Annotated in this window: 25 protein-coding genes; 14 read left to right on the top strand and 11 right to left on the bottom strand. The window is 72.2% G+C overall.

Features of this window, described 5'->3' with window-relative positions:
• Positions 1–155: 155 nt before the first annotated feature.
• Positions 156–782, bottom strand: coding sequence for a YigZ family protein (locus ABZ267_RS25455; protein WP_356751168.1), 627 nt, complete (start codon positions 780–782; stop codon positions 156–158).
• Positions 783–857: 75 nt separating this feature from the next.
• Here ABZ267_RS25455 and ABZ267_RS25450 point away from each other — a divergent pair, with 75 nt between their 5' ends.
• Both ABZ267_RS25450 and ABZ267_RS25445 read left to right on the top strand, forming a co-directional pair.
• Positions 858–1,265 carry a CoA-binding protein gene (locus tag ABZ267_RS25450; RefSeq protein ID WP_356751170.1) on the top strand — a complete coding sequence of 136 codons (408 nt, stop codon included), beginning with the start codon at positions 858–860 and terminating at the stop codon, positions 1,263–1,265.
• A gap of 39 nt (positions 1,266–1,304) precedes the next feature.
• Positions 1,305–2,099, top strand: a complete 795-nt coding sequence (locus tag ABZ267_RS25445) for an AAC(3) family N-acetyltransferase (protein WP_356751172.1) — start codon at positions 1,305–1,307, stop codon at positions 2,097–2,099.
• Between the two features lie 7 nt (positions 2,100–2,106).
• On the opposite strand, the gene ABZ267_RS25440 is transcribed toward ABZ267_RS25445, so the two are convergent.
• A complete protein-coding gene (locus ABZ267_RS25440; RefSeq protein WP_356751174.1) occupies positions 2,107–2,661 on the bottom strand; it encodes a YbaK/EbsC family protein in 555 nt (184 codons plus the stop codon).
• A gap of 60 nt (positions 2,662–2,721) precedes the next feature.
• On the bottom strand, positions 2,722–3,477 hold the full coding sequence (locus ABZ267_RS25435) for an acyltransferase (RefSeq protein ID WP_356751176.1): 756 nt from the start codon (positions 3,475–3,477) through the stop codon (positions 2,722–2,724).
• Positions 3,478–3,650: 173 nt separating this feature from the next.
• Here ABZ267_RS25435 and ABZ267_RS25430 point away from each other — a divergent pair, with 173 nt between their 5' ends.
• Complete coding sequence (locus tag ABZ267_RS25430) at positions 3,651–4,181, top strand: gamma carbonic anhydrase family protein (protein WP_356751242.1); 531 nt, start codon at positions 3,651–3,653, stop codon at positions 4,179–4,181.
• A gap of 87 nt (positions 4,182–4,268) precedes the next feature.
• Here ABZ267_RS25430 and ABZ267_RS25425 read toward each other — a convergent pair whose 3' ends face one another.
• Positions 4,269–4,706, bottom strand: coding sequence for a DUF4442 domain-containing protein (locus ABZ267_RS25425; protein ID WP_356751244.1), 438 nt, complete (start codon positions 4,704–4,706; stop codon positions 4,269–4,271).
• 179 nt (positions 4,707–4,885) lie between these two features.
• Between ABZ267_RS25425 and ABZ267_RS25420 the strand changes: the two genes are divergently transcribed.
• Positions 4,886–6,043, top strand: a complete 1,158-nt coding sequence (locus tag ABZ267_RS25420; RefSeq protein WP_356751178.1) for a hypothetical protein — start codon at positions 4,886–4,888, stop codon at positions 6,041–6,043.
• A gap of 72 nt (positions 6,044–6,115) precedes the next feature.
• On the opposite strand, the gene ABZ267_RS25415 is transcribed toward ABZ267_RS25420, so the two are convergent.
• The 3 genes from ABZ267_RS25415 to ABZ267_RS25405 form a co-directional block, all read right to left on the bottom strand.
• Positions 6,116–6,961: a fused MFS/spermidine synthase gene (locus ABZ267_RS25415; protein WP_356751180.1), complete on the bottom strand. Its 846-nt coding sequence runs from the start codon at positions 6,959–6,961 to the stop codon at positions 6,116–6,118.
• A gap of 61 nt (positions 6,962–7,022) precedes the next feature.
• The gene (gene tuf / locus ABZ267_RS25410) at positions 7,023–8,198 is read right to left on the bottom strand and encodes an elongation factor Tu (protein WP_356751182.1); all 1,176 of its coding nucleotides are present in this window, start codon (positions 8,196–8,198) and stop codon (positions 7,023–7,025) included.
• A gap of 289 nt (positions 8,199–8,487) precedes the next feature.
• Positions 8,488–9,204, bottom strand: a complete 717-nt coding sequence (locus ABZ267_RS25405; protein ID WP_356751184.1) for a DNA alkylation repair protein — start codon at positions 9,202–9,204, stop codon at positions 8,488–8,490.
• A gap of 49 nt (positions 9,205–9,253) precedes the next feature.
• On the opposite strand from ABZ267_RS25405, the gene ABZ267_RS25400 reads away from it, so the two are divergent.
• Positions 9,254–9,976, top strand: a complete 723-nt coding sequence (locus tag ABZ267_RS25400; RefSeq protein ID WP_356751186.1) for a TVP38/TMEM64 family protein — start codon at positions 9,254–9,256, stop codon at positions 9,974–9,976.
• A gap of 178 nt (positions 9,977–10,154) precedes the next feature.
• Positions 10,155–11,027: an undecaprenyl-diphosphate phosphatase gene (locus ABZ267_RS25395; protein WP_018516128.1), complete on the top strand. Its 873-nt coding sequence runs from the start codon at positions 10,155–10,157 to the stop codon at positions 11,025–11,027.
• A gap of 116 nt (positions 11,028–11,143) precedes the next feature.
• Here ABZ267_RS25395 and ABZ267_RS25390 read toward each other — a convergent pair whose 3' ends face one another.
• A complete protein-coding gene (locus ABZ267_RS25390) occupies positions 11,144–11,701 on the bottom strand; it encodes an AAA family ATPase (RefSeq protein WP_356751188.1) in 558 nt (185 codons plus the stop codon).
• 170 nt (positions 11,702–11,871) lie between these two features.
• Between ABZ267_RS25390 and ABZ267_RS25385 the strand changes: the two genes are divergently transcribed.
• From ABZ267_RS25385 to ABZ267_RS25370, 4 genes are read left to right on the top strand one after another with little or no spacing between them, the layout of a single operon-like run.
• Positions 11,872–12,612: a class I SAM-dependent methyltransferase gene (locus ABZ267_RS25385; protein ID WP_356751191.1), complete on the top strand. Its 741-nt coding sequence runs from the start codon at positions 11,872–11,874 to the stop codon at positions 12,610–12,612.
• Positions 12,609–13,706 carry a pyridoxal-phosphate dependent enzyme gene (locus ABZ267_RS25380; RefSeq protein ID WP_356751193.1) on the top strand — a complete coding sequence of 366 codons (1,098 nt, stop codon included), beginning with the start codon at positions 12,609–12,611 and terminating at the stop codon, positions 13,704–13,706. Before ABZ267_RS25385 ends, ABZ267_RS25380 begins: the two co-directional genes overlap by 4 nt.
• On the top strand, positions 13,703–14,926 hold the full coding sequence (locus ABZ267_RS25375; protein WP_356751195.1) for an ATP-grasp domain-containing protein: 1,224 nt from the start codon (positions 13,703–13,705) through the stop codon (positions 14,924–14,926). The genes ABZ267_RS25380 and ABZ267_RS25375 overlap by 4 nt, the downstream gene beginning before the upstream one ends.
• A 7-nt stretch (positions 14,927–14,933) precedes the next feature.
• Complete coding sequence (locus ABZ267_RS25370) at positions 14,934–16,157, top strand: MFS transporter (RefSeq protein WP_356751197.1); 1,224 nt, start codon at positions 14,934–14,936, stop codon at positions 16,155–16,157.
• Here ABZ267_RS25370 and ABZ267_RS25365 read toward each other — a convergent pair.
• Together ABZ267_RS25365 and ABZ267_RS25360 are read right to left on the bottom strand one after the other, a co-directional pair.
• Positions 16,143–16,739, bottom strand: a complete 597-nt coding sequence (locus tag ABZ267_RS25365) for a sigma-70 family RNA polymerase sigma factor (RefSeq protein ID WP_356751246.1) — start codon at positions 16,737–16,739, stop codon at positions 16,143–16,145. The two genes, ABZ267_RS25370 and ABZ267_RS25365, sit on opposite strands and share 15 nt — an antisense overlap.
• A gap of 249 nt (positions 16,740–16,988) precedes the next feature.
• Positions 16,989–17,639, bottom strand: coding sequence for a hypothetical protein (locus ABZ267_RS25360; protein WP_356751199.1), 651 nt, complete (start codon positions 17,637–17,639; stop codon positions 16,989–16,991).
• 221 nt (positions 17,640–17,860) lie between these two features.
• Between ABZ267_RS25360 and ABZ267_RS25355 the strand changes: the two genes are divergently transcribed.
• From ABZ267_RS25355 to lnt, 4 genes are all read left to right on the top strand, one after another.
• Entirely contained in the window at positions 17,861–18,880 is a 1,020-nt protein-coding gene (locus ABZ267_RS25355) for a ferric reductase-like transmembrane domain-containing protein (RefSeq protein WP_356751201.1), read from the top strand.
• Between the two features lie 48 nt (positions 18,881–18,928).
• On the top strand, positions 18,929–19,798 hold the full coding sequence (locus tag ABZ267_RS25350) for a universal stress protein (RefSeq protein ID WP_356751202.1): 870 nt from the start codon (positions 18,929–18,931) through the stop codon (positions 19,796–19,798).
• Between the two features lie 108 nt (positions 19,799–19,906).
• Complete coding sequence (locus ABZ267_RS25345) at positions 19,907–20,386, top strand: nuclear transport factor 2 family protein (RefSeq protein ID WP_356751204.1); 480 nt, start codon at positions 19,907–19,909, stop codon at positions 20,384–20,386.
• Positions 20,387–20,528: 142 nt separating this feature from the next.
• On the top strand, positions 20,529–22,262 hold the full coding sequence (gene lnt, locus ABZ267_RS25340) for an apolipoprotein N-acyltransferase (RefSeq protein ID WP_356751248.1): 1,734 nt from the start codon (positions 20,529–20,531) through the stop codon (positions 22,260–22,262).
• Here the strand turns inward: lnt and ABZ267_RS25335 are convergent.
• Positions 22,183–23,091, bottom strand: a complete 909-nt coding sequence (locus tag ABZ267_RS25335) for a Gfo/Idh/MocA family oxidoreductase (RefSeq protein ID WP_356751206.1) — start codon at positions 23,089–23,091, stop codon at positions 22,183–22,185. The genes lnt and ABZ267_RS25335 overlap by 80 nt on opposite strands.
• Positions 23,092–23,218: the final 127 nt, after the last annotated feature.

Below are 23,218 nucleotides of genomic sequence, written 5' to 3'. Positions count from 1 at the left end.
CGCTGCATGTACGTCGTCCTCCACCCCGTGGGCCGCGCCGGGCGGCCCGTGATCCCGCGACCGGCACGGACCACGCTAACGCCGCCGGACCGCCGATCCCGCATCGATCAAGAATTCGCCGCCCGTGGGACCGGTCCCACTCCATGGCGAGCCGCTCACACGTCCCCGTACGCCTCGCCGCCCAGCTCCAGCGTGGCGGTCCCGGCGGTCGCGTCGGCCAGCCAGGCGGTGAAGGCGGCGACCTCGGCGTCCGGCAGCCCGATCTCGATGGTCACCGCCTCCGCGTACCGCACCTCGCGCACGTCCCGGCCGGTGGCCCGCAGGTCGTTCTCCAGCTTGCCCGCCCGCTGGTGGTCGACGCGGACGGTGGCCAGCCGGAAGCGCTGCCGGGTGATCGTGCCGAGTGCGTCGAGAGCCTCGCCGACCACTCCTCCGTACGCACGGATCAGCCCGCCGGCGCCGAGCTTGACGCCGCCGTAGTAGCGGGTGACGACCGCCGCGACGTACCGCACCTCGCGGCGCATCAGCATCTGGAGCATCGGCACGCCGGCGGTGCCACCGGGCTCACCGTCATCACTGGCCTTCTGTACGGAGGCGTCGGCGCCGATCACGTACGCGAAGCAGTTGTGGGAGGCGGCCGGATGCTCCTTGCGGACGCGTGCGACGAAGTCCTGCGCCTCCTGTTCGGTGGCGGCGGGGGCGAGGGAGCAGAGGAAACGCGATCGGTTGATCTCGCTCTCGTGCACACCCGCGCGGGCGACGGCCCGGTACTGCTCCTGCATCCGTCCACCCTATGCGCCGCGGCGGCAGCGGGTTCCGGCGGGAATGACGGGGCCGGGATCAGCGGTTGTCCCGGCATGGACAACGAGACAGAGACGATCCGGCGGATTCTTCAGGACACGGGCGACACCTGGGCGGTGGTGGGCCTCTCCGACAACCGCTCCCGTGCTGCCTACGGCGTGGCGCAGGTCCTTCAGCGCTTCGGCAAGCGCGTGGTGCCGGTGCATCCGAAGGCCGAGACGGTCCACGGCGAGCAGGGGTACGCCTCACTGGCGGAGATCCCGTTCCCGGTGGACGTGGTGGACGTGTTCGTCAACAGCGAGCTGGCGGGCGGGGTCGCGGACGAGGCGGTGGCGGTCGGGGCGAAGGCGGTGTGGTTCCAGCTCGACGTGGTGGACGCGGAAGCGTACGAGCGGACGCGGGCGGCGGGTCTGGACATGGTGATGGACCGGTGCCCGGCGATCGAGATTCCGCAGCTGGGTTAAGGGTGTGCGGGCCGCCCGGCGTGGGGAGGGATTCCGGCCGTGAGCGATCCTCTCGACGGCGAACGGCCGGCCGCCGCACTGAACGCGCTCGGCGTGCGCTCCGGCGACGTCCTGCTGGTGCATGCCTCGCTGCGGTCAATGGGGCCCGTGGCCGGCGGGCCCGAGGCCGTGCTGGCGGCTCTGCGCCGGGCGGTGGGACGGGAGGGGGCCGTGATGGTGCCCTCGTTCACTCCGGAGAACTCGGACACCTCGCCCCATTTCCGCGCCCGGGTCCACGGCCTGGACGCCGACGCGCGCGAGGCGGTCCGCTCGTCCATGGAGCCGTTCGACCCGGCGCTCACGCCCGCACCGTCGATGGGCGCTCTGGCCGAGACCGTACGGACGGCGGCGGGAGCCGAGCGCAGCGGCCATCCGCAGACCTCCTTCTCCGCGATCGGCCCGGCGGCCGGAAAGCTGCTCGCCGGGCACCGGCCGGACTGCCACCTCGGCGAGGACTCTCCGCTCGCCCGGCTGTACGAGGCCGACGCCAGGATCCTCCTGCTCGGCACCGGCTACGCCACCTGCACCGCCTTCCACCTGGGCGAGTACCGCCGACCCGGGCCTCCACGCCGCCGCTACCGGTGTGTGGTGGCCCCGCAGGGCGTGCGGCAGTGGTGGGAGTACGAGGATGTCGCCCTGGACGACAGCGACTTCGGGGCCTTGGGCGCCGCCTTCGAGGAGGCCGCCGGGCCCGGTGACGTACGTACGGCCCTGCTCGGATCCGCACCGTGCAGGCTGCTGCGGCTGCGGGCCGCTGTCGACTTCGCCACCGGGTGGCTCACCGACCACCGGTAGGCGCCCTTCAGACCCCCAGGCCCTCCACGACCACCGCGCCCGGCAGGGCCGCGAGCGCCTTGCCCGGGACGATGAGCTTGCCCCGGCGGCTGCCGCTGCCGATCAGGACCCACTCCTCGTCCACCACGGCCGGATCCACCAGGAGGGCCCAGTGGGCGGGGAGGCCGATCGGGGTGATGCCGCCGTACTCCATGCCGCTCTCGCCGACCGCCGTGTCCATCGACGCGAAGGACACCTTGCGGGCGCCGAGCTGCTTGCGCGCGGCGCCGTTGACGTCGACCCGGGTGCGGGAGAGCACCACGCAGGCGGCGAGCGTGACCTCTCCGCCGCGCTTGCCGGCCAGGACGACGCAGTTGGCCGAGGTGTCCAGGAGGTCGGATCCGTGGTGCTCGACGAAGACCGCCGTGTCCGCGACGGCCGGGTCCGTGTCGACGTGGACGATCCGCTCCGCGGTGATGTCACCCCATCCGGCGGCCAGGGCCGCCGCGACGGGGGCGGGGAGCAGGTCGAGCCGTCGGGAGGCGGGAGAGGCGTCCTCGAAGGTGCCGATCGGTGCGCGCATGCGGCCCACATTAACGGCGACGCGCCTTGCCTCAGCAGGGCGTGGGGCCTTGGAGCACCGTCAGCGGGCGTCCGGCTCCTGCTCCAGCTTCAGCTCGGCCAGCGCGAGCAGCTGCTCCGGCGTGACGCCCTTCGGGATCGGCACGGGCGCCGGCGTCCGCAGAGGCGGCTGCCAGCCCTTCTCCGGGTCCCAGCTCCGTACGACACGGGCCGGAGCACCCGCGACCACCGCGTGATCAGGCACCTCACCGCGTACGACCGCGCCCGCCGCGACCACCACATTGCGGCCGAGCCGGGCTCCGGGCAGGATCACCGCGCCGGTGCCGATCCAGCAGCCGGGGCCGATCTCCACCGGCTCCATCCGGGGCCACTGCTTGCCCACGGGCTCGTGCGGGTCGTCGTAGCTGTGGTTGGTCGAGGTGATGTAGACGTACGGACCGCAGTACGTGTCCGGGCCGATGGTCACCGTCGTGTCGGCGATCACATGGCTGCCGCGTCCCAGCACCACGCCGTCGCCGAGCGTGAGGATCGGGTCGGGCCCCAGATCCAGGTCCGGCATCATCCCGGCCGTCAGGGTCACCTGCTCGCCGATGACGCAGTGGCCGCCGAGCGCGATCCACCGCTCTCCGAAGACCGTGCCCTGCGGAAAGGCGAGCCGCGTCCCCTCACCGATCGCGCCGAAGCGCAGCCGGCCCGGATGCCGGGCCGTGACGGCGCCCGCCTCCCGCGCCCACTCCCAGCCGCGGTGGACCAGCCAGGAGGCGGCGCGGCGGCGCCGGCGGGCGAGGAAGGAGAACGTGTTTCGGTTCTTCGGCACGGGCTCACGGTAGTCGGCGCGGCGGGCGGCGATCCGCGCGGTGACCTGTGATGTTCGCCCTACCCACGCGCACGTGCCGGGAGCCGTCGCCTACCGTGTCTGACGGCCCGATCCCGATCGAAGGCCCCAGGAGCACCACCCCCGAGCAGCACCGGACCACCGAGGAGCAGGCCATGGCGGAGCAGGCGTTGATCACGGGCATGGGCGGCAAGGAGCCGGACATCGACGCGGACGCGTTCGTGGCGCCGACCTCCGTGGTGATCGGAGAGGTGACACTGGCCGCCGGTTCCAGCGTCTGGTACCAGGCGGTCCTGCGCGCCGACTGCGGCCCGATCACGCTCGGCCCGGACAGCAACATCCAGGACAACTGCAGCGTCCACACCGATCCCGGCTTCCCGCTCACCGTCGGCGCGCGGGTCTCGGTCGGCCACAACGCGGTCCTGCACGGCTGTGTCATCGAGGACGACGTCCTGGTGGGGATGGGTGCCACGGTGCTCAACGGCGCGCACATCGGCGCCGGGTCGCTGGTCGCCGCGCAGGCACTCGTACCGCAGGGGATGCGGGTTCCGCCGGGGTCGCTGGTCGCGGGCGTGCCCGCCAAGGTGAAGCGGCCGCTGACGGTGGAGGAGCTGGAGGGCATCCGGTTCAACGCGGCCGGTTACGTGGAGCTGGCCAAGGCCCACCGCGCGGCGCACGAGGCCTGAGCCCCCGGCCGGACGCATACATGCCGAAGCCGCCGCCCCCTCCCCGACCGGAGGGGCGGCGGCCCCGGGACCGTACGCCCGGAGGCGTCAGCTGTTGGGGCGCAGGGTCCAGACGACGGTCATCTCGCCGGTGACCGCGCCGTCCGCGCGCTGGATCTCGATGGCGACCGGGAACTCCGGGCGCTCACCGGCGTCGAGCTGCGCCACGACGTCGGCGATCGGGCGGCCGAGGGTGGCGGTAGCGGTGACCTCGCCCATGGCGAGCTTCTTGTAGCCGATCTCGGCCTTGACGGCGAGCGGTACGGCCCGGTTCATCTGGTCGCCGAAGGCGGCGATGACGATGGCGCCGCTGGCGGACTCGGCGAGCGTGAACATCGCTCCGGCGTGCGGCCCGCCGACGTGGTTGTGAAACTCCGCCTGGTCCGGCAGCCGGACGACGGCGCGCTCGGGGGTCGTCTCCAGGAATTCGAGGTTGAGGGTCCGGGCCATCGGAACCGTCGCGACGAGCATCTCGCCGACGGTCATCTGTTCAGCGCTCATGGACCGAAGGTTACTCATGAGTAGCCATGTTTGACCATCCCCTGCGTCCGGTCCGGACATCCTTCTGTTCCCGGTCCGGACATCCTCCTGTTACGGCACCGGGACAGCACTGGGACAGGGGTGGCCGTAGCAGTGCACACGACACCCATCTATGGTTACTGGCCATGTGGCCAGGACAGCAGCCGCCCGGGGGCGAGCAGAACCCGCAGGACCCGAATCAGAACCCGTACCAGCAGCCGGGGTACCAGCAGCCGAATCCCTATCAGCAACCGGGATATCCGCAGCAGGACCAGCAGCCGGGCCAGTCCGGCGCGCCCGGATACCCGCCGGGCCAGCCCGGTCAGCAGAGCCAGCCCGGACAGCCCGGCTACGGTCAGCCGGGCTACGGACAGCAGCCCGGGTACGGACAGCCGGGCTACGGGCAGCCCAATCCCTACCAGCAGCCGACCGTCCCGCAGTACGCGGTGCCGGGTCCGCCCGGCGGGCCCAAGCCGGACGGTGACAAGAAGAAGACGACCGTCATCGCCATCGTGGCGGCGACCGCCGTCGTCGTGGCCGCCGTCGTCACCGGCGTCGTCCTGCTGAACGACGGTGACGACAACGGCTCCACCGTCGCCGACGACCAGAAGTCCGCCTCACCGAGCGCGAAGCCGAGCGCCTCAAAGGACACGAGCTCCGCGCCGGTGGAGAACCCGCGCGGCTCCGAGGGCGACCCCGAGCCCCTCATCCCGGGCTGGAAGGTCGTCACCAACCCCAAGTGGGGCACGCAGTTCGACGTACCCGGTGACTGGGAGGTCTCCAGCTCGGGTACGTTCGCCGGCTTCGAGGACGCCAAGAACCCGACCGGCAAGCCCGTCGCCGGCTTCTCGGCACCCGCGTACTACAAGAGCAAGTGGTGCGTCGACGACTCCGACAAGGACGGCCGCGACGAGGAGACGGAGCTGGCCGGCGTCGGCACGAAGGGCGCGCGCGGAGCGAAGAACTCCGACGAGGCGGCACGCGCCGAGGCGGGCACCTGGGTGTGGGCGGCCTACGGGCAGACCGACTCGAAGGACAAGGTCAAGATCGCCCCGGCCAAGCCGTTCACCACGAAGTCGGGTCTCTCCGGCAGTGTCGTGACCGCCACGGCGACCGGGCTGGCCAAGAAGGAGAAGTGCGACACCGACGGCAAGTCGATCGCCTTCTCGTTCAGGAACGGCAACGACGAGTTCTCGACGTGGGTCCTCTACGGTCCCAAGGGCGTCGAGGGCGAGCTGCCGGAGACCACCATCCAGCAGATCCTGAGCACGGTCCGCCTCTCCGCCGAGAAGCCGACCGGCTGACGCGACGGCACGGCTGACATCCGCCCTCCGGTCCGGGAACGCTGTCCCCCGGGCCGGAGGGCACCGTACTGCTCAGCCGATGCTGAACGCTCCGTCCGGCGGTTCCGGCGAGGCGACGGCGTCCGCGTCCGCCACCGGGTGCGCGCCGCCGATCAGCCGGACCAGCGCCGAGCCGTCGGTGACCCGGGCCGGAAAGGCGTCGGCGGCGCAGCGGCGGGTGAGCGGTGCCGTGTCGATCGGGGTGTGCGAGGCGAGCAGCACGACGTTGCCGAAGCGCCGACCGCGCAGCACCGCCGGTTCGCCGATCAGCGCGAGCTCCGCGAAGACCGCCGAGAAGTTGGCCAGTTGCGTGCGGAGGAACGCGAACGGCGCGCTGTCCGCCAGGTTGGCGGCGTAGATCCCGTCCCGCCGCAGCACCCGCGCGGCGGCCCGCGCGTACTCCACCGACGTGAGGTGGGCCGGGACGCGCGATCCGCCGAAGACGTCCGCGACGACGACATCGGCGGACGCGGGCGGTGCGGCCTCCAGGCGGGCGCGGGCGTCCGCCGCGTGGACGGTGATGCCACTGCCGTCGGGCAGCGGCAGGTGCTCCCGGACCATCCGCAGCAGCTCCCGGTCCGCCTCGACCACATCCTGCCGCGAGCCGGGCCGGGTGGCGGCGACATACCGGGGCAGGGTCAGCGCGCCGCCGCCGAGGTGCAGGACCTCCAGCGGCGCGTCTTCGGGCGCCGCGCAGTCCAGGACGTGCGCGAGGCGCCGTACGTACTCGAACTCCAGGTACGTCGGGTCGTCCAGGTCCACGTAGGACTGCGGCGCCTCGTCGACCGTGAGCAGCCAGGCCCGGTCGCGGTCCACATCGGGCAGCAGCCGGGCGGTGCCGCAGTCGACGTCGCGGATGACGGGTATCTGCTCGTTCACCTCTCCATTGTCGCGCGGCCCGCCACCCCTGAGGTCCAGGGATGGGGGGCCGCGGCAGCCTTCAGAGCAGGCCGGTCACCGTGCCGGCGCCGACCGTGCGGCCGCCTTCGCGGATCGCGAAGCCGAGGCCGGACTCCAGCGGGACGTCACGGCCCAGCTCCACGGTCATGGTGACCGTGTCGCCGGGACGCGCGACGGCGATCTCGCCGAGGTCGACATCGCCGACGACGTCCGCCGTACGGACGTAGAACTGCGGCCGGTAGCCGGTGGCGACAGGCGTCGACCGGCCGCCCTCCTTCGTCGACAGCACGTACACCTGCGCGGTGAACCGGCGGCTGGGCACCACGCTTCCTGGCGCGGCCACGACATGGCCGCGGCGGACGCGGTCGCGCTCCACGCCGCGCAGCAGCAGCGCCACGTTGTCGCCGGCCTCGGCGGACTCCATCGGCTTGCCGAAGGTCTCCAGACCGGTGACGACCGTCTCGATCTCCGCGCCGAGCACCGCGACCTTGTCGCCGACGCGGACGGTGCCGCGCTCGACGGCACCGGTGACGACCGTGCCGCGGCCGGTGATGGTCAGGACGTTCTCGACGGAGAGCAGGAACGGCGCGTCGGTGTAACGCACCGGCATCGGTACGTACGTGTCCACGGCGTCCAGCAGCCCCTCGATCGCCGCCGTCCACCGCGGGTCGCCCTCCAGCGCCTTGAGCCCGGAGACCCGGACCACGGGGACGGTGTCGCCGCCGTACCCGTGCGCGGAGAGCAGCTCGCGGACCTCCAGCTCGACCAGGTCGGTCAGCTCGGGGTCGCCCGCGTCGGCCTTGTTGAGCGCGACGACGATGTGGTCGACGCCGACCTGACGGGCCAGCAGGACGTGCTCGGCGGTCTGCGGCATGATCCCGTCGAGCGCGGAGACGACGAGGATCGCACCGTCGAGCTGCGCCGCGCCCGTCACCATGTTCTTGATGTAGTCCGCGTGGCCCGGCATGTCGACGTGGGCGTAGTGGCGGGTGTCGGTCTCGTACTCGACGTGCGCGATGTTGATGGTGATGCCGCGCTGGGCCTCCTCGGGCGCCCGGTCGATCCGGTCGAAGGAGACGTAGGACGTGGAGCTGCCACCGCGCTCGCTGAGGACCTTGGTGATGGCGGCGGTGAGCGTGGTCTTGCCGTGGTCGACGTGGCCCATGGTGCCGATGTTGAGGTGCGGCTTGGTGCGCACGTAAGCCGTCTTGGACATGGCTCGTTCCTTAGGAAGAACTCGAAGCTGAGAGGAGAGAAGACCCCAGGGCCCCGCCGACCCTCCCCTTACGGGGTCCGCCGGACTGTCGGGGGAGGGTCAGCTTCGGGCGCCGCCGATGGGCGCTGCGGCAGCGGTGAAGGCTGCGGTGGTGGCTGCGGCCATGTCGTTCACGGCAGCCCTCGGCGCGTCCGCGACTGCGGACGGCGCTGCGAGGAAGGCGTACCGGAACATGCCTCTGATCATCGCGGGGCGCGGCGGTCGCGTCGAATGGTTTTCCGTGCGCCTCTCAGAGGTTCTTGAGCGCCTCGCGCACGGACAGCGGTGACAGCTGGTCCCGGGCGCCGTCGACGAAGTCGCGTACGACGGTGGGATCGGTCTTCGCGTACTCCCGGAGCGCCCAGCCGATCGCCTTGCGGATGAAGAAGTCCGGGTGGTCCGCGCGGCGCAGGCAGTAGCCGAAGAGCCGGTCGGTGTCGGTGGCGTCCTTGTAGCGGAGTTGGTGAAGCAGGGCGGTCCGCGCGGTCCAGAGGTTCTCGTCGTCGATCCACCGGTCCATCGCTCGGGCGAGCGCCGGGTCGGCGGCGACCAGCGGCCCGGCGACATGCGCGGCGAGCAGGTCGACCGTGTCCCACCAGGCGGTGGTGGTGACGAGGTGGTGCAGGACGGGCAGGAAGCCGGAGGAGCAGGAGGAGACGTACCTACGGAGGTGGTCGACGGCGAAGTACTGGTACTCGCGCTCCGGCAGCCGCCAGCAGCGCAGCGCGATGGCCGTGCAGTCCCGCTCGTCCGGCCGCCCGGTGCCCGCCAGTACGGCCTTGGACAGCGCCCGGCGGCGCGGGGTCGGAATCCCGAGGAACGGAGCGATGTGCTTCATGTACCCGGCGGCGCCTTCGGCCCGTTCCGGGTCGGCGGCCGGGGCGTAGAGCTCGGTCAGCCGGGCGAGGACGGTGTCGGCGAGCGGGCTGTCCGGTACGGCGGGAGCGGAGGCTGCTGCGGGGTCCACGCGACGCACATTACGGCGATCCGACACCGTTTTCGGTTACTCTCCCCGAATGTTCGACCCTGTCCGCACCACCCGGCCCTCCGGCGCCACGGCCCTTCGCCGTTCGAAGGCGATGCTCTCGCCCTGGTCCCGGTTCTCGCTGCTCGTCGCGGTGCTGCTGGCCGCCGCTTCGACGATGCTGCTGCTCGAACCGCAGAGACTGCTGGCCTCGGGCTGGCCGGAGCAGCTGACCGGCGGCGGTGCGGCGATGCTGTTCGGGCTCGCGTACGGCGCGCTGACCGTGGCGTTCGTGCCGCGCCCGCTCCTCAACTTGGCGGCCGGGGCGCTGTTCGGCGCGCAGTTGGGCCTCGCGGCGGCCCTGGCGGGGACGGTGCTCGGTGCGGGCGTCTCGTTCCTGCTGGGCCGGGTGCTGGGCCAGGACGCGCTGCGCACGCTGCTGCGCGGCAAGGTGCTCACCGCCGCCGACGGCGTGCTGAGCCGGCACGGCTTCCGCTCGGTGCTGGCGCTCCGCCTCTTCCCCGGCATCCCGTTCGCCGCCGCCAACTACTGCGCGGCCACCTCCCGCATGGGTTACCCGCCCTTCCTCCTGGCCACCGGCCTCGGCTCCATCCCGAACACGGCGGCGTACGTCATAGCGGGCAGCGAGGCCGCCTCGCCGACCTCGCCGCTCTTCCTGGCGGCGATGGGGTTCATCGTGTTGTCCGGTCTCGGCGGCGCGCTGGTGGCCTGGCGCAAGCGCCACCGGCTCGGCCGGGACACGCCGGACAACTGAACGTACTGCGGCACGTGGAGGACCACTGCGGTCATCCTGGCGTTCACCTACAGGCGATACGCTTCCCGCGACCTCGATGTCCGCGATGTCCGCGACCGCACTCCGTACGCCGCACTCTGCCGATGGGCCCAGTCGTCCCTGGCCGATGCACGATCATTTCCGGGATGGCCAAAGCCCCATGAGCTGGTTCGAATCATTCGTCCTGGGACTCGTTCAGGGACTGACCGAGTTCCTGCCGATCTCCTCCAGCGCCCATCTGCGGCTGACCGCCGCGTTCGCAGGCTGGCACGACCCGGGGGCGGCCTTCACGGCGATCAGTCAGATCGGCACGGAGGCGGCGGTGCTGATCTACTTCCGCAAGGACATCGCACGGATCGTGTCGGCCTGGTTCCGCTCGCTGACGGACAAGGAGATGCGCGCCGACCACGACGCCCAGATGGGCTGGCTGGTCATCGTGGGCTCGATCCCCATCGGCGTGCTCGGTATCACGCTCAAGGACCAGATCGAGGGCCCCTTCCGCGACCTGCGGCTGATCGCGACGACACTGATCGTCATGGGCATCGTCCTCGGCATCGCCGACCGGCTGGCCGCACGCGACGAGGACGGCGGCAAGCACCGCGCGGTGAAGGAGCGCAAGACGCTCAAGGACCTCGGCATCCGCGACGGCCTGATCTACGGCTTCTGCCAGGCGATGGCGCTGATCCCGGGCGTATCCCGCTCGGGCGCGACCATCAGCGGTGGTCTGCTGATGGGCTACACCCGCGAGTCGGCCGCCCGCTACTCCTTCCTGCTGGCCATCCCGGCCGTACTCGCCTCGGGCGCCTACGAGCTGAAGGACGTCGGTGAGGGCCATGTGTCCTGGGGGCCGACGATCTTCGCGACCGTGGTGGCGTTCTTCGTCGGATATGCCGTGATCGCGTGGTTCATGAAGTTCATCACGACCAAGAGCTTCATGCCGTTCGTCTACTACCGGGTGGCGCTCGGTATCCTCATCTTCATCCTCGTCTCCACCGGTGCGCTGAGCCCGCACGCGGGTGAGTCCGCGGGCTGACGGTCTCGGTTGTGCGGCCCTGCCCGGGAGCAGCCGGGCAGGGCCGATCCAGCAGCGCAGCAGCCAGCAGCGCGGATAGATGTCACCACCGTAGAGCGAGGGTCTGACAACGCCGGTCAGCGGTCCGTGAGCCCTGTCGCCGCGAGGACCGCGTCCACGGTCTGCTCGACCGTCAGGCTCGCGTTGTCGATCCAGACGCCGTCGCCGGCCAGTTCGGCGCGCATCGCCGCATCCAGGAACGACCAGTCCGTCGTGAGCCTCTTGTCCCGGGCGCGATTGCGCTCGCCGGCCTTCGCCGCTCCCGGTGCGAGCACCACGCAGTGCAGCGGTCCGGCGGCGATCCGGCGCCGGTAGAAGTCGAGATGGGCCCGGCGCACGACCACGTCGTCGATGACCGGCAGAAAGCCCGCGGTGACGAAACTGTCCGCCAGCAGGCAGGCGTTGCGGGCGCGCAGGAAGATCTGCCGGTCCGCCTCCACGTCCGGCTCAGGTGAGGGCCGGCGCCCGCCGGTGACGATGAGTTCCTGGAGCGCGTCCACCTCGATGTGGGCCGAGGCCGTGAACCGCGCGGCGAGCGCGGCGGCCACGGTGGACTTGCCGCTGCCCGGGATACCGCTCAGCAGCACGGCTCCCGCCGCCGGTCCGGTGTCCACCGGCACCTCGGTCCAGCTCATCGTCCTCGGCTCCCTCCGCGTGCGGTCCGGCCCGCCTCCGCCCGGTGATCGTAGGACATTTCTCGGCCGGGAACTTCCCGGCCCGGACCGCCGACTACTGGAGAACGAGGCCCGGCGAACAGCCGCGGCGGCACGGCGGCCCCACGAGGGCCGGGAGGAGGCCGACAGGCATGCATTGGTACGAGGACGACGCGCTCTGGTCCGATTTCGCCTCGACGATGTTCCCGCCCGCGCGGGCCGAGTCCGCCGCCGTTCTCGTCGCCTCCTCGCCTCTGCTGGACTTCCCACCGGGTTCACGGGTGCTGGACCTGTGCTGCGGTCCGGGCCTCTTCGTGGTGCCGCTGGCGGCGCGCGGGTACGCGGTGACGGGCGTCGACCTCTCGCCGTCGATGCTGGAGCGGGCCCGGAACATCTGCGACGCGGCGGGCGCCGAGGTCCGGCTGGAGCGGGCCGACATGCTCACGTACGCGGAGCCGGGCGCCTTCGACGTCGTGCTCAACGTCTTCACCTCGTTCGGCTACTTCGCGGACGCCGAGGACAACCTCCAGGTGCTCCGCAACGCCTACGAGAGCCTCGCACCCGGCGGGCAGCTGCTGGTCGACGTGATGGGCAAGGAGGTGCTGGCGGGCTGGATCGGGCGGCCGAAGGTGGTGGAACTGCCGGACGGTGCGTACGTCGTCCAGCGCGACACCGTCCTCGACAGCTGGCGACGGCTGCGCACCGACTGGACGCTGGTGCAAGGGAGTTCGGCCCGTACGGCCTCCATCCACTCCTGGCTCTACTCCGCCGCCGAGCTGCACGCGCTTTTCGATGGGGCGGGCTTCACCGACGTGGAGTGCTTCGGCGGCTTCGACGGTTCGGGTTACGACCAGCACTCCGACCGGCTCATCGTCCGAGGACGGCGCAAGTGAGGTCCCACGCGCGGCAGTCCGCCGCCACCGCGACCGTTCACGAGCACATCACCGACGCCGTGAAGACGCCGGATCTGATCCGGCTGGACGGCGAGGTGGTGCTCGCGCGGTTTGAGACGATGAAGGTGTACGCGGCGCTCGGCGCGGTCCGTTCGCTGCTGCGCCGGGGCCGGGTGGTGCCGGGCCAGACGCTGGTGGACAGCTCCAGCGGTATCTACGCGGTGGCGCTCGCCATGGCGTGTCACCGCTACGGGCTGCGCTGCCACATCGTGGCCTCCACCACCGTCGACGCCACGATGCTGGCCCAGTTGGAGATCCTCGGCGCGACCGTGGACAAGATGCCGACGTCGCAGAGTCTGCGGCTGGACCAGGAGCTGCGCGTCCGCCATGTGCGCCAACTCCTGGCCGAACGGCCGGACTTCCACTGGATGCGGCAGTACCACGACGCCGTGCACCACGAGGGGTACCGGGAGTTCGCCGAACTGCTCACCGCCTCACTGCCAAAAGGCCCGCTGACCGTGGTGGGTGCGGTGGGCACGGGTGCGTCGACCGGTGGACTGGCCCGCGCGCTACGGGAGTCGGGGCGGGCGGTCCGGCTGGTGGGGATCCAGCCGTTCGGCAGCGTCACCTTCGGCAGCGAGCAGTTCAGCGACCCGGAGGCGATCATCGCGGGCATCGGCAGCTCGATCCCGTTCGGGAACGTCCACCACGAGCTCTACGACACCGTGCACTGGCTGGACTTCCGTCACGCCATGGCCGGTGCGGTCGGACTGCTGCGCCGACACGCGGTGTTCGCCGGTCTGTCCACCGGTGCGGCCCACCTGGCGGCCTCCTGGGAGGCGGCGCGCGATCCGGGCCGACTGCATGTGGTGCTGGGCGCGGACACCGGACACCGTTATGCCGAGCGGGTGTTCTCCCGCCACACCGAGGCGCTGGACCCGGCCGCACTGCGTCCCCGGCCCATCGAGTCGCTCGACGCGCTGCGGCCGCCGTGGTCGGTGATGGAGTGGGGCCGGCGGGCCGCACCGAAGGCCGCCCGCCTGCCCGAACAGGCCTCGTCCTCCTCCGTACCGACCGTGGAGATGCTGCCGTGACGATCGCCGCTCTGGAGTCCCTGTCCTTCGGGCTCGGCCGGATGGCCGAGGCCGCCGAGGAGACCGGCCACCGGCTCTGCCTGCTGACCGGCGACCGCTCGGTGTACCGCCACGAGCTGGCCGTCCTGCCGCCCGACGCGCTGGACGTGGTGGACGTGGACACCGACGACCCGGAGGCGGTCCGCCGCGCGCTGGCCTCCGTGTCCTCGCTCGCCGGCCTGATCAACACCACCGACACCTGGAGCGTCCCGGCCGCCGACCTCGCCGCCGAACTGGGGCTCCCGGGACCGGACCCGGAGGCGGTCCGGCTGCTGCGGGACAAGCGCCGGGTCCGCGAGGCGCTGTACGCGCAGGGGCTGAGCCGGTCGACGGCCGTGGCTGTGGCGCCCGGCCCGGAGGGCGCGGAGGCGGTCCTGCGTACGGTCGGTCTGCCCGCAGTCCTGAAGGACTCGGCGGGCACCTCCTCGCGCGGAGTGTGGATCGTGCACGATGAGGAGGAGCTGCACCGGGCGCTGGCGGAGTCCGCTCAACAGAGCCTGAAAGGTGCGCTGTTCGCGGAGGCGTTCCTCGCCGGTCCGCTGTACAGCGCGGAGACCTTGAGCTGGGAGGGGACCACACGGCTGCTCGGCTTGCTGAGCCGTCAGACGTCCCGGACGGCGGTGGTACGGGAGGAGGTCGCGGCCTTTCCGGTGGCACTGCCGGGCGAGATGCGGGCCGCGATCGAGGAGTGGGTCGGCCGGGTCCTCGAAGCCGCCGGGCACCGGGGAGGGTTCGCTCATGTGGAGTTCATCCTGACCTCGGAGGGGCCGGAGTTGGTGGAGATCAACCGGCGGATCGGCGGTGCGCTGGTCGGTGAGGTGCTCTGCCGGACGCTGAACACCAATGTGTACACGGCGATGATGGACGAGGCGCTCGGCCGCCGGCCGGGACTGCTCGACGCCGAACTCGACGGCCGGGGACCCGCGTACGGTTTCGTTCTCGTCTACGCGGACCGGGCCGGTGTCCTGAAGGGCTGGCACGGTCTCGGTGAACTCGCCGCCTTTCCGGGGTCCGTGGAGTGGTTTCCCGTACGCGAACCGGGCGAGCACCTGCCGCACGTGGGCGATCAGCGCGGGTGCACCGGCATGGTGCTGGCCGAGGCGGCGACAGCAGAGCTGGCGCAGCACCGGGCGTGGAGCGCGGCGGTCCGGGTGCGGCCGGTGATGGCGGACACGCCGTGAGGACCGGGTGAACGCGGAACGGACAAGGAAGCAAGGGCGGTTCACCAGACCACAACTCTTCCTCCTGGCCGGCTCCTTCCTCATCACGCTCGGCAGCTTCGCCGTGCTGCCGTACATGTCGGTGCTGCTGCACCAGCGGCTCGGCCTCGGGCTCGGCACGGTCGGCTTCGTGCTGGCGGTGGCCTCGCTGATCCAGTTCGCCGGCGGCGTGGTCGCGGGGCCGGTCGCCGCGCGGATCGGTCTGCGGCGGTCGATGCTGCTGGCGCTGGCGCTGCGGACGGCCGGATTCGCTTCCTTCGTACCGGGGTTGACCAGTCCCGTCCTGGCGATCGGCGCGCTGCTGCTGGTGTCGGCCGGCGCCGCGCTCTACCTGCCCGCCAACAAGGCGTACCTGGTGGCCGGTTCGCCCGACGAGGACCGGCCGAGGCTGTTGTCGGCGAGCAGTTCGGCGTTCAACGCGGGAATGGCGCTCGGCCCTCCGGCCGCCGCGCCGCTGGTGATGGGCTCGCCCGGCGTCCTCTTCACCTGTGTCGCCGGGTTGTTCGCTCTGGTCGGGGTGGGGCAGGCGTTCCTGCCGCGTGATGAGGTGCGTCCGGAGGCGGTCGCGTCCCAGGAGCCTCCGTCCGGCGAACAGCGGTCCGGTCTCTCGCCGTTCCTGGTCACGGTGGTGAGCGTCTACGCGTTCATGTTCTTCCAGCACTACCTGGCGTTGTACGCGGTCCCCCGGACGTCGGCCGGCTTCTACGGCGTGGTGCTCATGGCGTACGCGGCCCTCCTCGTCGTCGCGCAGCCGCTGCTGGCGGCGTGGGTCGCCGCTCTGAGCTATCCGGCGGCGCTGCGGTGGGGTTTCGGCGCCATGACGGCGGGGATGGCGGCGATCGCCGGAGGCGGGCACGTGGGCATCGCGGTGGGCGGGGCGCTGCTCTGCGTCGGCGAGATCGTGCTCTTCCTGAAGAACGACCTGGAGGCGCTGGCCCGCGTCTCCGCTCCTCCGGCCACCGTGTTCGGACGGCAGCGGCTGGCGGCGGGGATCGGTGCGTTCGCCAGCGGTGTGGTGGGCGGTCAGCTGTACGCGGCGGCGGAGTCGGCCGGTTCGGCGCGGGCGTTCTGGGTGGTGGCCAGCCTCCAGTGCCTGCTGCTGCCGGTGCTGCTGATGTACGGCGGCCGCCGTACCGCCCGGGGCCGGCCGAAGCCCCGGGCGGAGACGGCCTCCGAGCTAGGGGGTGTCTGAACCGGCGGCCACCGTCACCCGCTCCCCCGGTTCCGTACGCCACTGTCCGGCCAGTTCGCGGCGGGCGCGGGCCACGCGGGAGCGCACCGTACCGACCGGGCAGCCGGCCGCGTCCGCCGCCTCCTCGTAGGAGAGTCCCAGCACCTGGGTCAGCACGAAGGCCTGGCGGCGGGCCGGGTCCAGGTGGGCCAGGGCGTCGAAGACCGCGACCGACTCGTCGAAGCCGGGAAGGTGGCGCGGCTGGGCCCGTTCCGCCGCGACCTGCCAGTCGGCGGTGTCGGCGGTCCTCGGGCGTACGGCGGCCGTGCGGTGGCGGTCGATGACGACGCGCCGGGCTATGGAGAGGAGCCAGGTGCGGGCGCAGGAGCGTCCGGCGAAGCGGGCCAGTCCGCTCATCGCCCGCAGGTAGGTCTCCTGCGCGAGGTCGTCGGCGCCGGGGACATCGGCGCTGAGGTAGGCGACGAACCGGCGGACGTCCTCGTAGGTCGCCCGGACGAAGCGGTCGGCGGCCTCCCGGTCACCGCAGCCGGCGGCCAGCGCCCAGTCGGTGATCTGTACGTCGTTCTGGCGGGTGGCGTACACGCGATGCCGGGGCGCCGGAGTGGTCGGCGGCCGGGCGGGGAGGGAGGGGGTGGCAGTAAGGGTCACAGCGGTCCTTCGCGTCCTGGCGGAGCCGTGGCGCGGTGGTCGGCGCGCGGCTCCGCGTGGCCGGCCGCGCGGACGGGCCCTGGGGACGGGTCCGGCGGTACCGGCATGCCTGTCACGGGTGTGGGCGCGAGCGCACACCCGTACCGCCACCGGGTCACACGGAACCGGGTGGACGGCTGGAGGTCACAGGGAGAGGACGGGAAGCGGTGGACCGCGCCGGGAGATGGCGTGCAGGGCCAGGAGGTCCTGAGGGCGGCGGCCGGGCCTGCGGCGGGTGCGCGGCCGGGCCGGCGAGACCTCGTCGAGCGGTGTCGCCGACCAGAGGCGCCAGGCCGTCCGGAGCGGGGCCCGTACGGAGAGAGCCAGGCAGCGGCCCAGTCGGGCGAGCGCCACCTCGCCGCGCCACAGCCACCAGCCGCAGACCAGACCGGCCACCGCGTGGGCGGCGGCCATGCCGGTGGTGAACACCGAGGCGTCGAAGGCCGCCAGCAGCTCCATCCGGTGCGAGACGTCGCCGGCCGGGCCGGTGTGGGAGGCGTGGGGCATCGAACCGTGCGCGTGGTGCGCGCCTCCGGTGGCGGAGGCGGCGAAGTGGGCGTGCAGCGCCAACTGGCCGAGCACATGGGCCGATACGGTGACCGCGGCGTTCCGCTCGCGGCCGGCGAGCCACCAGCCTGCGGCGGCGACCGGTACGAGGACGGCGAGCAGCGACGGCAGCGGCAGCGGACCGCCGGACATCAGGGCATGGCCGAGCCCGGACACGGCGACGCACACGACCGCGAACAGCGCGGTGCGGGCGAGGCGGAGTGCGGTTCCGGCTCCCATGGCAGCCATCGTGCCAGCAGCACCCGCCTCGCGGAGAAGACCAGCAGATGCGGAAACAACGGGAGTTCACCCCGTTTGCCCCGGCCACCACCGCTGTGATTCATGTCACACAACCTTCGGCGGAACTTTCGCCTCTCCTCCACCGACTGCTCCAACAACGCGTCCGCACACGCCTCGTGGCCCGGGGCCGACGCGTCCGCCCCGCCAGCCGACGCCCCCGAAGAGGCCGCATGACGAACCAGCCCCCCGCATCCGAACCGGCAGCGGCCGCCGAAGTCCCCGTGGAATCAACCGAGATCACGTCGCCGGACGCTCAACTCCCCGGCCCTCGCGCGCCCCGACCGACCCAGCGCACCACTCTCCGCTCCGACCTGCGCGCCTCCTGGCCCGACGGCCTGGTCGCGCTCCTGGTGACGGCGGCCGTCTTCGTCCTCCTCTACGTACGCATCCGCGACAAGACCTCCTCCACGGTCTCCGTGATGCCGTTCATGGCCGACGCGGGCGGCTTCTGGATGTACTTCCTCAGCCAGGCGTTCGGCTGGTCCGCGCTGCTCTGGGCCTGGGGCACCGTCATCCTCGGCCTCCTGCTCTCCGGCCGCCGCCCGTCACGCCTGCCGCTCTCGGGCCCGCGCCTGGAGCGTCTGCACCGCACCACGAGCCTCAACACCATCGCGCTGATCACGGCCCACGCGCTGCTGTTCGGCGCCGAGTTGGTGCGCCACTCCACGGCCTCCTGGAACTCCGCGCTGACGACCGCCTTCATCGAGACGTTCGTCCCGGGCGGCTACACCTCCGGCACCGGCCAGATCGCCATCCCGATCGGCCAGGCTGCGCTGTACCTCGCCATACCGCTCGGCCTGCTCTTCTACGTACGCCACCGCATCGGCCCGAAGACCTGGCGGGTCCTGCACCGGTTCGTGATCGTGGTCTACGTGCTGAGCGTCTGGCACACGCTGCTGTACGGGACGAACGTCTGGTACGACGGCTGGTTCCGCACCAGCGTCTGGCTGCTCCAGCTGCCGATCGCCGCACTGCTGCTCGTCCGCCTCCTCCGCCCGGCCCGCCGCTCCGAGAAGCTGCCGCTCTCTCCCGGCGCCACCGTCTCGCGGACCGGCTGGGCGCTGCGCCTCGGCGGCCGGCTCGCGGTGGTCGGGGTCATGGTGGCGCTGGTCGTGGTGGTGGTCAGCGGCAACGACGGCGGTCGGAGCGTGCCGCCGGACGACACCTCCTCCACCCACAACCACGACTGACCGGCGCCCTCGCCGGGCACGTGGGCCCGGCGACGTACGCTCGGGTCCATGACCACTCATGATCTTCCCGTGATCGCCGCCGTCGACGGCTCCACCCACAGCAGGCAGGCGCTCGACTGGGCCGCACGGGAGGCCGTGCGGCGCCGCCTGCCGCTGCTGATCGTCCACGTCATGCCCCTCACCCGGAACGTCGACGAGGAGACCCGGCAGCGCGAGGCGGACGAGCTCCTCGCCGCGTCCGTACGCCGGAGCGAGCTGATCGCTCCGGCGCTGCGTCCGGCGACCCTGGCGCCGCTGGACTTCCCGGCCGCCGCCCTGGTCTCGCTCGCCCGGGACGCGTCGCTGGTCGTGGTCGGCTCGCGCGGGCTCGGCGGCTTCCGGTCGCTGATGATCGGATCCAACAGCCTGGCGACCGCCTCCATGGCGAGCTGTCCCGTCGTCATCGTGCAGGACAGCGTCTCGGACGAGGACGACCGGCCGCAGGACGACGGGTCGGCCTACACGGACATCGTGGCGGGCGTCGCAGCCGACGAGAGCAGCGAGGCCGTCCTGGAGTTCGCCTTCGCCACCGCTGCCGCCCGGCCGGGCGCGCGGCTGCGGATCGTGCACGGCTGGACGATGTTCTCCTCGATGCTCGCGGGCGGACCCGTCTTCGACCGGGAGAGCGCGGCGGGCTCGGCCGAGCGGGGCCTCGCGGAGGTGACCGCCGGCTGGGAGGAGCGGTATCCGCAGGTGGAGGTGGTACGGGAGCCGGTCAACGGGTCCGCCTCGCGGACCCTGGTCACCGCCTCCGCGACGGCGGCACTGACGGTGATCGGCCGCCGCAAGGGCGGGGAGTCGCTCGGTCTCGGCCTCTCGCCGGTGGCACAGACGACGGTCACGCACGCGCTGGGTCCGGTCGCGGTGGTGCCCTGCTGACGGGCCGGGTTCGGGGTGCCTTCCGGCGGGTTCCGAGCGGTCACCTTGTCGACTTTCCAATAGCGCAAGGCCCTTGGCGTGGCGGGCGGCTTGACCGAGACTTGACCGATGACACAGCGTGTGGCACTCGCGACCGTGATGGACCGGCTCGCCATCGATGATGTGATCACCGGATACGCGGTGACCGTGGACGACGGCGACTGGCCCGCGTACGAGGCCCTGTTCACGCCGGACGGCCGCGCGGACTACACGGGCGCGGGCGGGGTGGAGGGCCCGGCGGACGAGATGGCGCGGTGGCTCACCGGGACGATGCGCCTCTTCCCGATCCGCCAGCACCTGATCGTCAACCGGCGCATCGACGTGGAGGACCTCGGCGGCTACCCGGGCGACCGGGCGCAGGTGCGGGCCGACTACCTCAACCCGATGCGCCTGGCGCGCGAGGACGAGGCCTCCGGCTCCGGTGACACCGCGCCGGACTTCGTCTCCGGCGGGCGGTACACCTTCGAGCTGCACCGTACGGAGCCCGGCTGGCGGATCCGTACGGTCACCGTCCACGAGAAGTGGCGCCGCACACCCGGCCCCGCCTGAACCGTCCCTTCCGGCGGGGGCCCGGCCGCGTCCTGTGTCCGGTGGGGATCACCTCCCCCACACTGGGTACACAAGGCTGACCTTGCAGATCACGCGGCAGATCACGCGGCTGCTCACCCGCGCGGGACGAGGAGGGCACGGCATGCGGATGCGGGGCGGAAGGGGTCCGGCGTCCGAGGGTCGGCGGCCGGTCGGGGGTCCGGCGTCCGACGGGCAGCCACCGGACGGAGACCTGGCATCCGGCGGAGAGTCGCCGACCGAGGGCCCAGCGCTCGACGGAAAGCAGTCCGGTCGGTGGTCGCTTCCCGCCTCCGGCTGGCTCCGGTCAGTTGCCGCGCTGCTCGCCGGAGCGCTGCCCGCGCTCGCGTTTCCCGCGCCCTCGCTCTGGTGGCTGGCCTACGTCGCGCTCGTTCCCTGGCTGTTGCTGATCCGCTCGGCAGCGACGACACGGCGGGCGGCGCTGGACGGCTGGACCGGTGGCATCGGGTTCGTCATCGCCGTGCACCACTGGCTCATGCCGAGCCTGCACGTCTTCATCGTGCTGCTGGCCGCGCTGCTCGGTCTGCTGTGGGCTCCGTGGGGCGTACTGGCCGGGCGGCTGCTCGGCGGCGCGCCGTCTCTGCTGCGGGCCGCCGCCGCGGTGGTGGCCGTGCCCTCGGGATGGCTGGTGATCGAGCTGGTCCGCTCCTGGGAAGGGCTCGGCGGGCCGTGGGGGCTGCTCGGGGCGAGTCAGTGGGAGGTGGGGCCGGCGCTGCGGGTGGCGTCGGTGGGCGGGGTGTGGCTGGTGAGCCTGTTGGTGGTGGCGGTCAACACGGCGCTCGTGCTGCTGGTGACCGCGCGGACCGCAGCCCGGACGACGGCCGGAGTGCTGCTGGTCCTCTGCGCGCCGGCCGTGATCGGAGCATGGGCCTGGGCTCCGCAGCCCGCCACCACGGGGACGGCCAGGATCGCCGTCGTACAACCGGGTGTCATCGCCGGCCCGAACAGCGTCGAGCGGCGCCTGGCCCGTGGCGAGGAGCTGACTCGTACGGTCGCGGGCCGGGACGTCGACCTCGTCGTCTGGGGCGAGAGCAGCATCGGCGCCGGCGCCTGGAAGGACCCGGAGACCACGCGGCGGCTCGCGGCGCTGTCCCGGGAGACCGGGGCCGATCTGCTGGTCAACGTGGATGCCCGGCAGACGGACGGGTCGGGCCGGAGCGGGATCTTCAAGTCGGCGGTGCTGGTGGGACCGGACGGTCCGACCGGCGACCGGTACGACAAGATGCGCCTGGTGCCGTTCGGTGAGTACGTCCCGGCGCGCTCGCTGCTCGGCTGGGCCACCTCGGTCGGCAAGGCGGCGGGCGAGGACCGGCTGCGCGGCGACCGGCAGGTGGTGATGGCCCTGCCCGACGGCGACCGACGGCTGCGGATCGGTCCGCTCGTCTGCTTCGAGTCGGCGTTTGCGGACATGAGCCGGCGGCTGACGCGCGACGGCGCTCAGGTGCTCGTCGCGCAGTCCGCCACCTCGACCTTCCAGGAGAGCTGGGCCCCGGCCCAGCACGCCTCGCTCGGGGCGCTGCGGGCCGCCGAGAGCGGCCGGCCCATGGTCCACGCGACGCTCACCGGGATCAGTGCCGTCCACGGGCCGCGCGGCGAGCGGATTGGTGAGCCGCTCGGTACGGACGAGAGCGCGGCGGCCGTGTACGACGTACCGCTGACCCGCGGCACCACGCTCTACACCCGCTTCGGCGACTGGGCGGTGTACGGGGCGCTGGCGGCGCTGGCCGCCTTGTGCGCCGCCGAAGGGATGCGGGCGCTCAGGAGGAGGCCTGCTCCAGGGAGTCCCGGACGATCCGCTCGCACAGCTCATGGGTCGCCAGAGCGTCCTGAGCACTGAGCACCTCGCCCGCGCGGACCGCGTCCAGGAAGGCGTGGACGCACGCCTCGATGCCACGCTGCCGCGCCACCGGCACCCAGTCACCGCGCCGGCGCACGCTGGGCCGGCCCTTGTGGTCGACGATGTCGGCGAGGTTGAGGACCTGCCGCTTGGTGTCCCGGCCGGAGACCTCCAGGATCTCCTCGGTGGATCCGTTCAGCCGGTTCATCATCCCGATCGCGGTGAAGCCGTCACCGGAGAGCTGGAGCACCACGTGGTGCATCAGCCCGTCGACGATCCGGGCGCGCACGGTGGTGTGGTCGACGGGTCCGGGAACCAGGAAGCGCAGGGTGTCGACGACATGGATGAAGTCGTCGAGCACCAGGGTGCGGGGATCCTCGGGCAGGCCGACGCGGTTCTTCTGCATCAGGACCAGCTCGCGCGGGTGCTCGGCGCACTGGGAGTAGCTCGGCGCGAAGCGGCGGTTGAAGCCGACGGCCAGGCTGACGGCCCGCTCCTCGGCGAGGTTCACCAGCCGCTCGGACTCGGCGTACTCGTACGCGATCGGCTTGTCGACATAGGTGGCGACCCCGGCGCCGAGGAGCCGCTCGACGATCTCCGGGTGGACGGCGGTCGGCGCGTGCACGAAGGCCGCGTCGAGCCCTTCGGCGAGCAGCGAGTCCAGGGTCGTGTGGCGGGCGCCGACCGGGATGCGGTGCGTGTCGCCGACCGCGTCGAGCGTGGCGGGCGTACGGGTCTGGAGGTGCAGCTCGACCCCCGGGACAGCGCTCAGCACCGGCAGGTACGCCTTCTGCGCGATGTCGCCGAGCCCGATGCAACCGACCTTCACAGGGGTCTCCCTCTCGCCGTGCCGACGTTCCGAAAGTTCCGTTGCCCGGCAGCATACGGGGCCGCCGCCGCGCCGCTTCCGGCGGCCGGTCGGCGAAGAAATGCCTGGCCAGGATCGTGATCACGGT

This window comes from Streptomyces sp. NPDC006174 (assembly GCF_040614075.1).
GTDB lineage: Bacteria > Actinomycetota > Actinomycetes > Streptomycetales > Streptomycetaceae > Streptomyces.
The sequence above is the reverse complement of the archived record's forward strand: the minus strand, read 5'-3'. Positions and strand labels throughout refer to the sequence as shown.

What these genes read in the sequence shown, in the direction of transcription:
- ABZ267_RS25455 (WP_356751168.1), bottom strand. Translation starts at nt 782, where the DNA reads ATGCAGGAGCAGTACCGGGCCGTCGCCCGCGCGGGTGTGCACGAGAGC.
- ABZ267_RS25450 (WP_356751170.1), top strand. Translation starts at nt 858, where the DNA reads ATGGACAACGAGACAGAGACGATCCGGCGGATTCTTCAGGACACGGGC.
- ABZ267_RS25440 (WP_356751174.1), bottom strand. Translation starts at nt 2,661, where the DNA reads ATGCGCGCACCGATCGGCACCTTCGAGGACGCCTCTCCCGCCTCCCGA.
- ABZ267_RS25430 (WP_356751242.1), top strand. Translation starts at nt 3,651, where the DNA reads ATGGCGGAGCAGGCGTTGATCACGGGCATGGGCGGCAAGGAGCCGGAC.
- ABZ267_RS25425 (WP_356751244.1), bottom strand. Translation starts at nt 4,706, where the DNA reads ATGACCGTCGGCGAGATGCTCGTCGCGACGGTTCCGATGGCCCGGACC.
- ABZ267_RS25420 (WP_356751178.1), top strand. Translation starts at nt 4,886, where the DNA reads ATGTGGCCAGGACAGCAGCCGCCCGGGGGCGAGCAGAACCCGCAGGAC.
- tuf (WP_356751182.1), bottom strand. Translation starts at nt 8,198, where the DNA reads ATGTCCAAGACGGCTTACGTGCGCACCAAGCCGCACCTCAACATCGGC.
- ABZ267_RS25400 (WP_356751186.1), top strand. Translation starts at nt 9,254, where the DNA reads ATGTTCGACCCTGTCCGCACCACCCGGCCCTCCGGCGCCACGGCCCTT.
- ABZ267_RS25395 (WP_018516128.1), top strand. Translation starts at nt 10,155, where the DNA reads ATGAGCTGGTTCGAATCATTCGTCCTGGGACTCGTTCAGGGACTGACC.
- ABZ267_RS25390 (WP_356751188.1), bottom strand. Translation starts at nt 11,701, where the DNA reads ATGAGCTGGACCGAGGTGCCGGTGGACACCGGACCGGCGGCGGGAGCC.
- ABZ267_RS25385 (WP_356751191.1), top strand. Translation starts at nt 11,872, where the DNA reads ATGCATTGGTACGAGGACGACGCGCTCTGGTCCGATTTCGCCTCGACG.
- ABZ267_RS25360 (WP_356751199.1), bottom strand. Translation starts at nt 17,639, where the DNA reads ATGGCTGCCATGGGAGCCGGAACCGCACTCCGCCTCGCCCGCACCGCG.
- ABZ267_RS25355 (WP_356751201.1), top strand. Translation starts at nt 17,861, where the DNA reads ATGACGAACCAGCCCCCCGCATCCGAACCGGCAGCGGCCGCCGAAGTC.
- ABZ267_RS25350 (WP_356751202.1), top strand. Translation starts at nt 18,929, where the DNA reads ATGACCACTCATGATCTTCCCGTGATCGCCGCCGTCGACGGCTCCACC.
- ABZ267_RS25345 (WP_356751204.1), top strand. Translation starts at nt 19,907, where the DNA reads ATGACACAGCGTGTGGCACTCGCGACCGTGATGGACCGGCTCGCCATC.
- lnt (WP_356751248.1), top strand. Translation starts at nt 20,529, where the DNA reads ATGCGGATGCGGGGCGGAAGGGGTCCGGCGTCCGAGGGTCGGCGGCCG.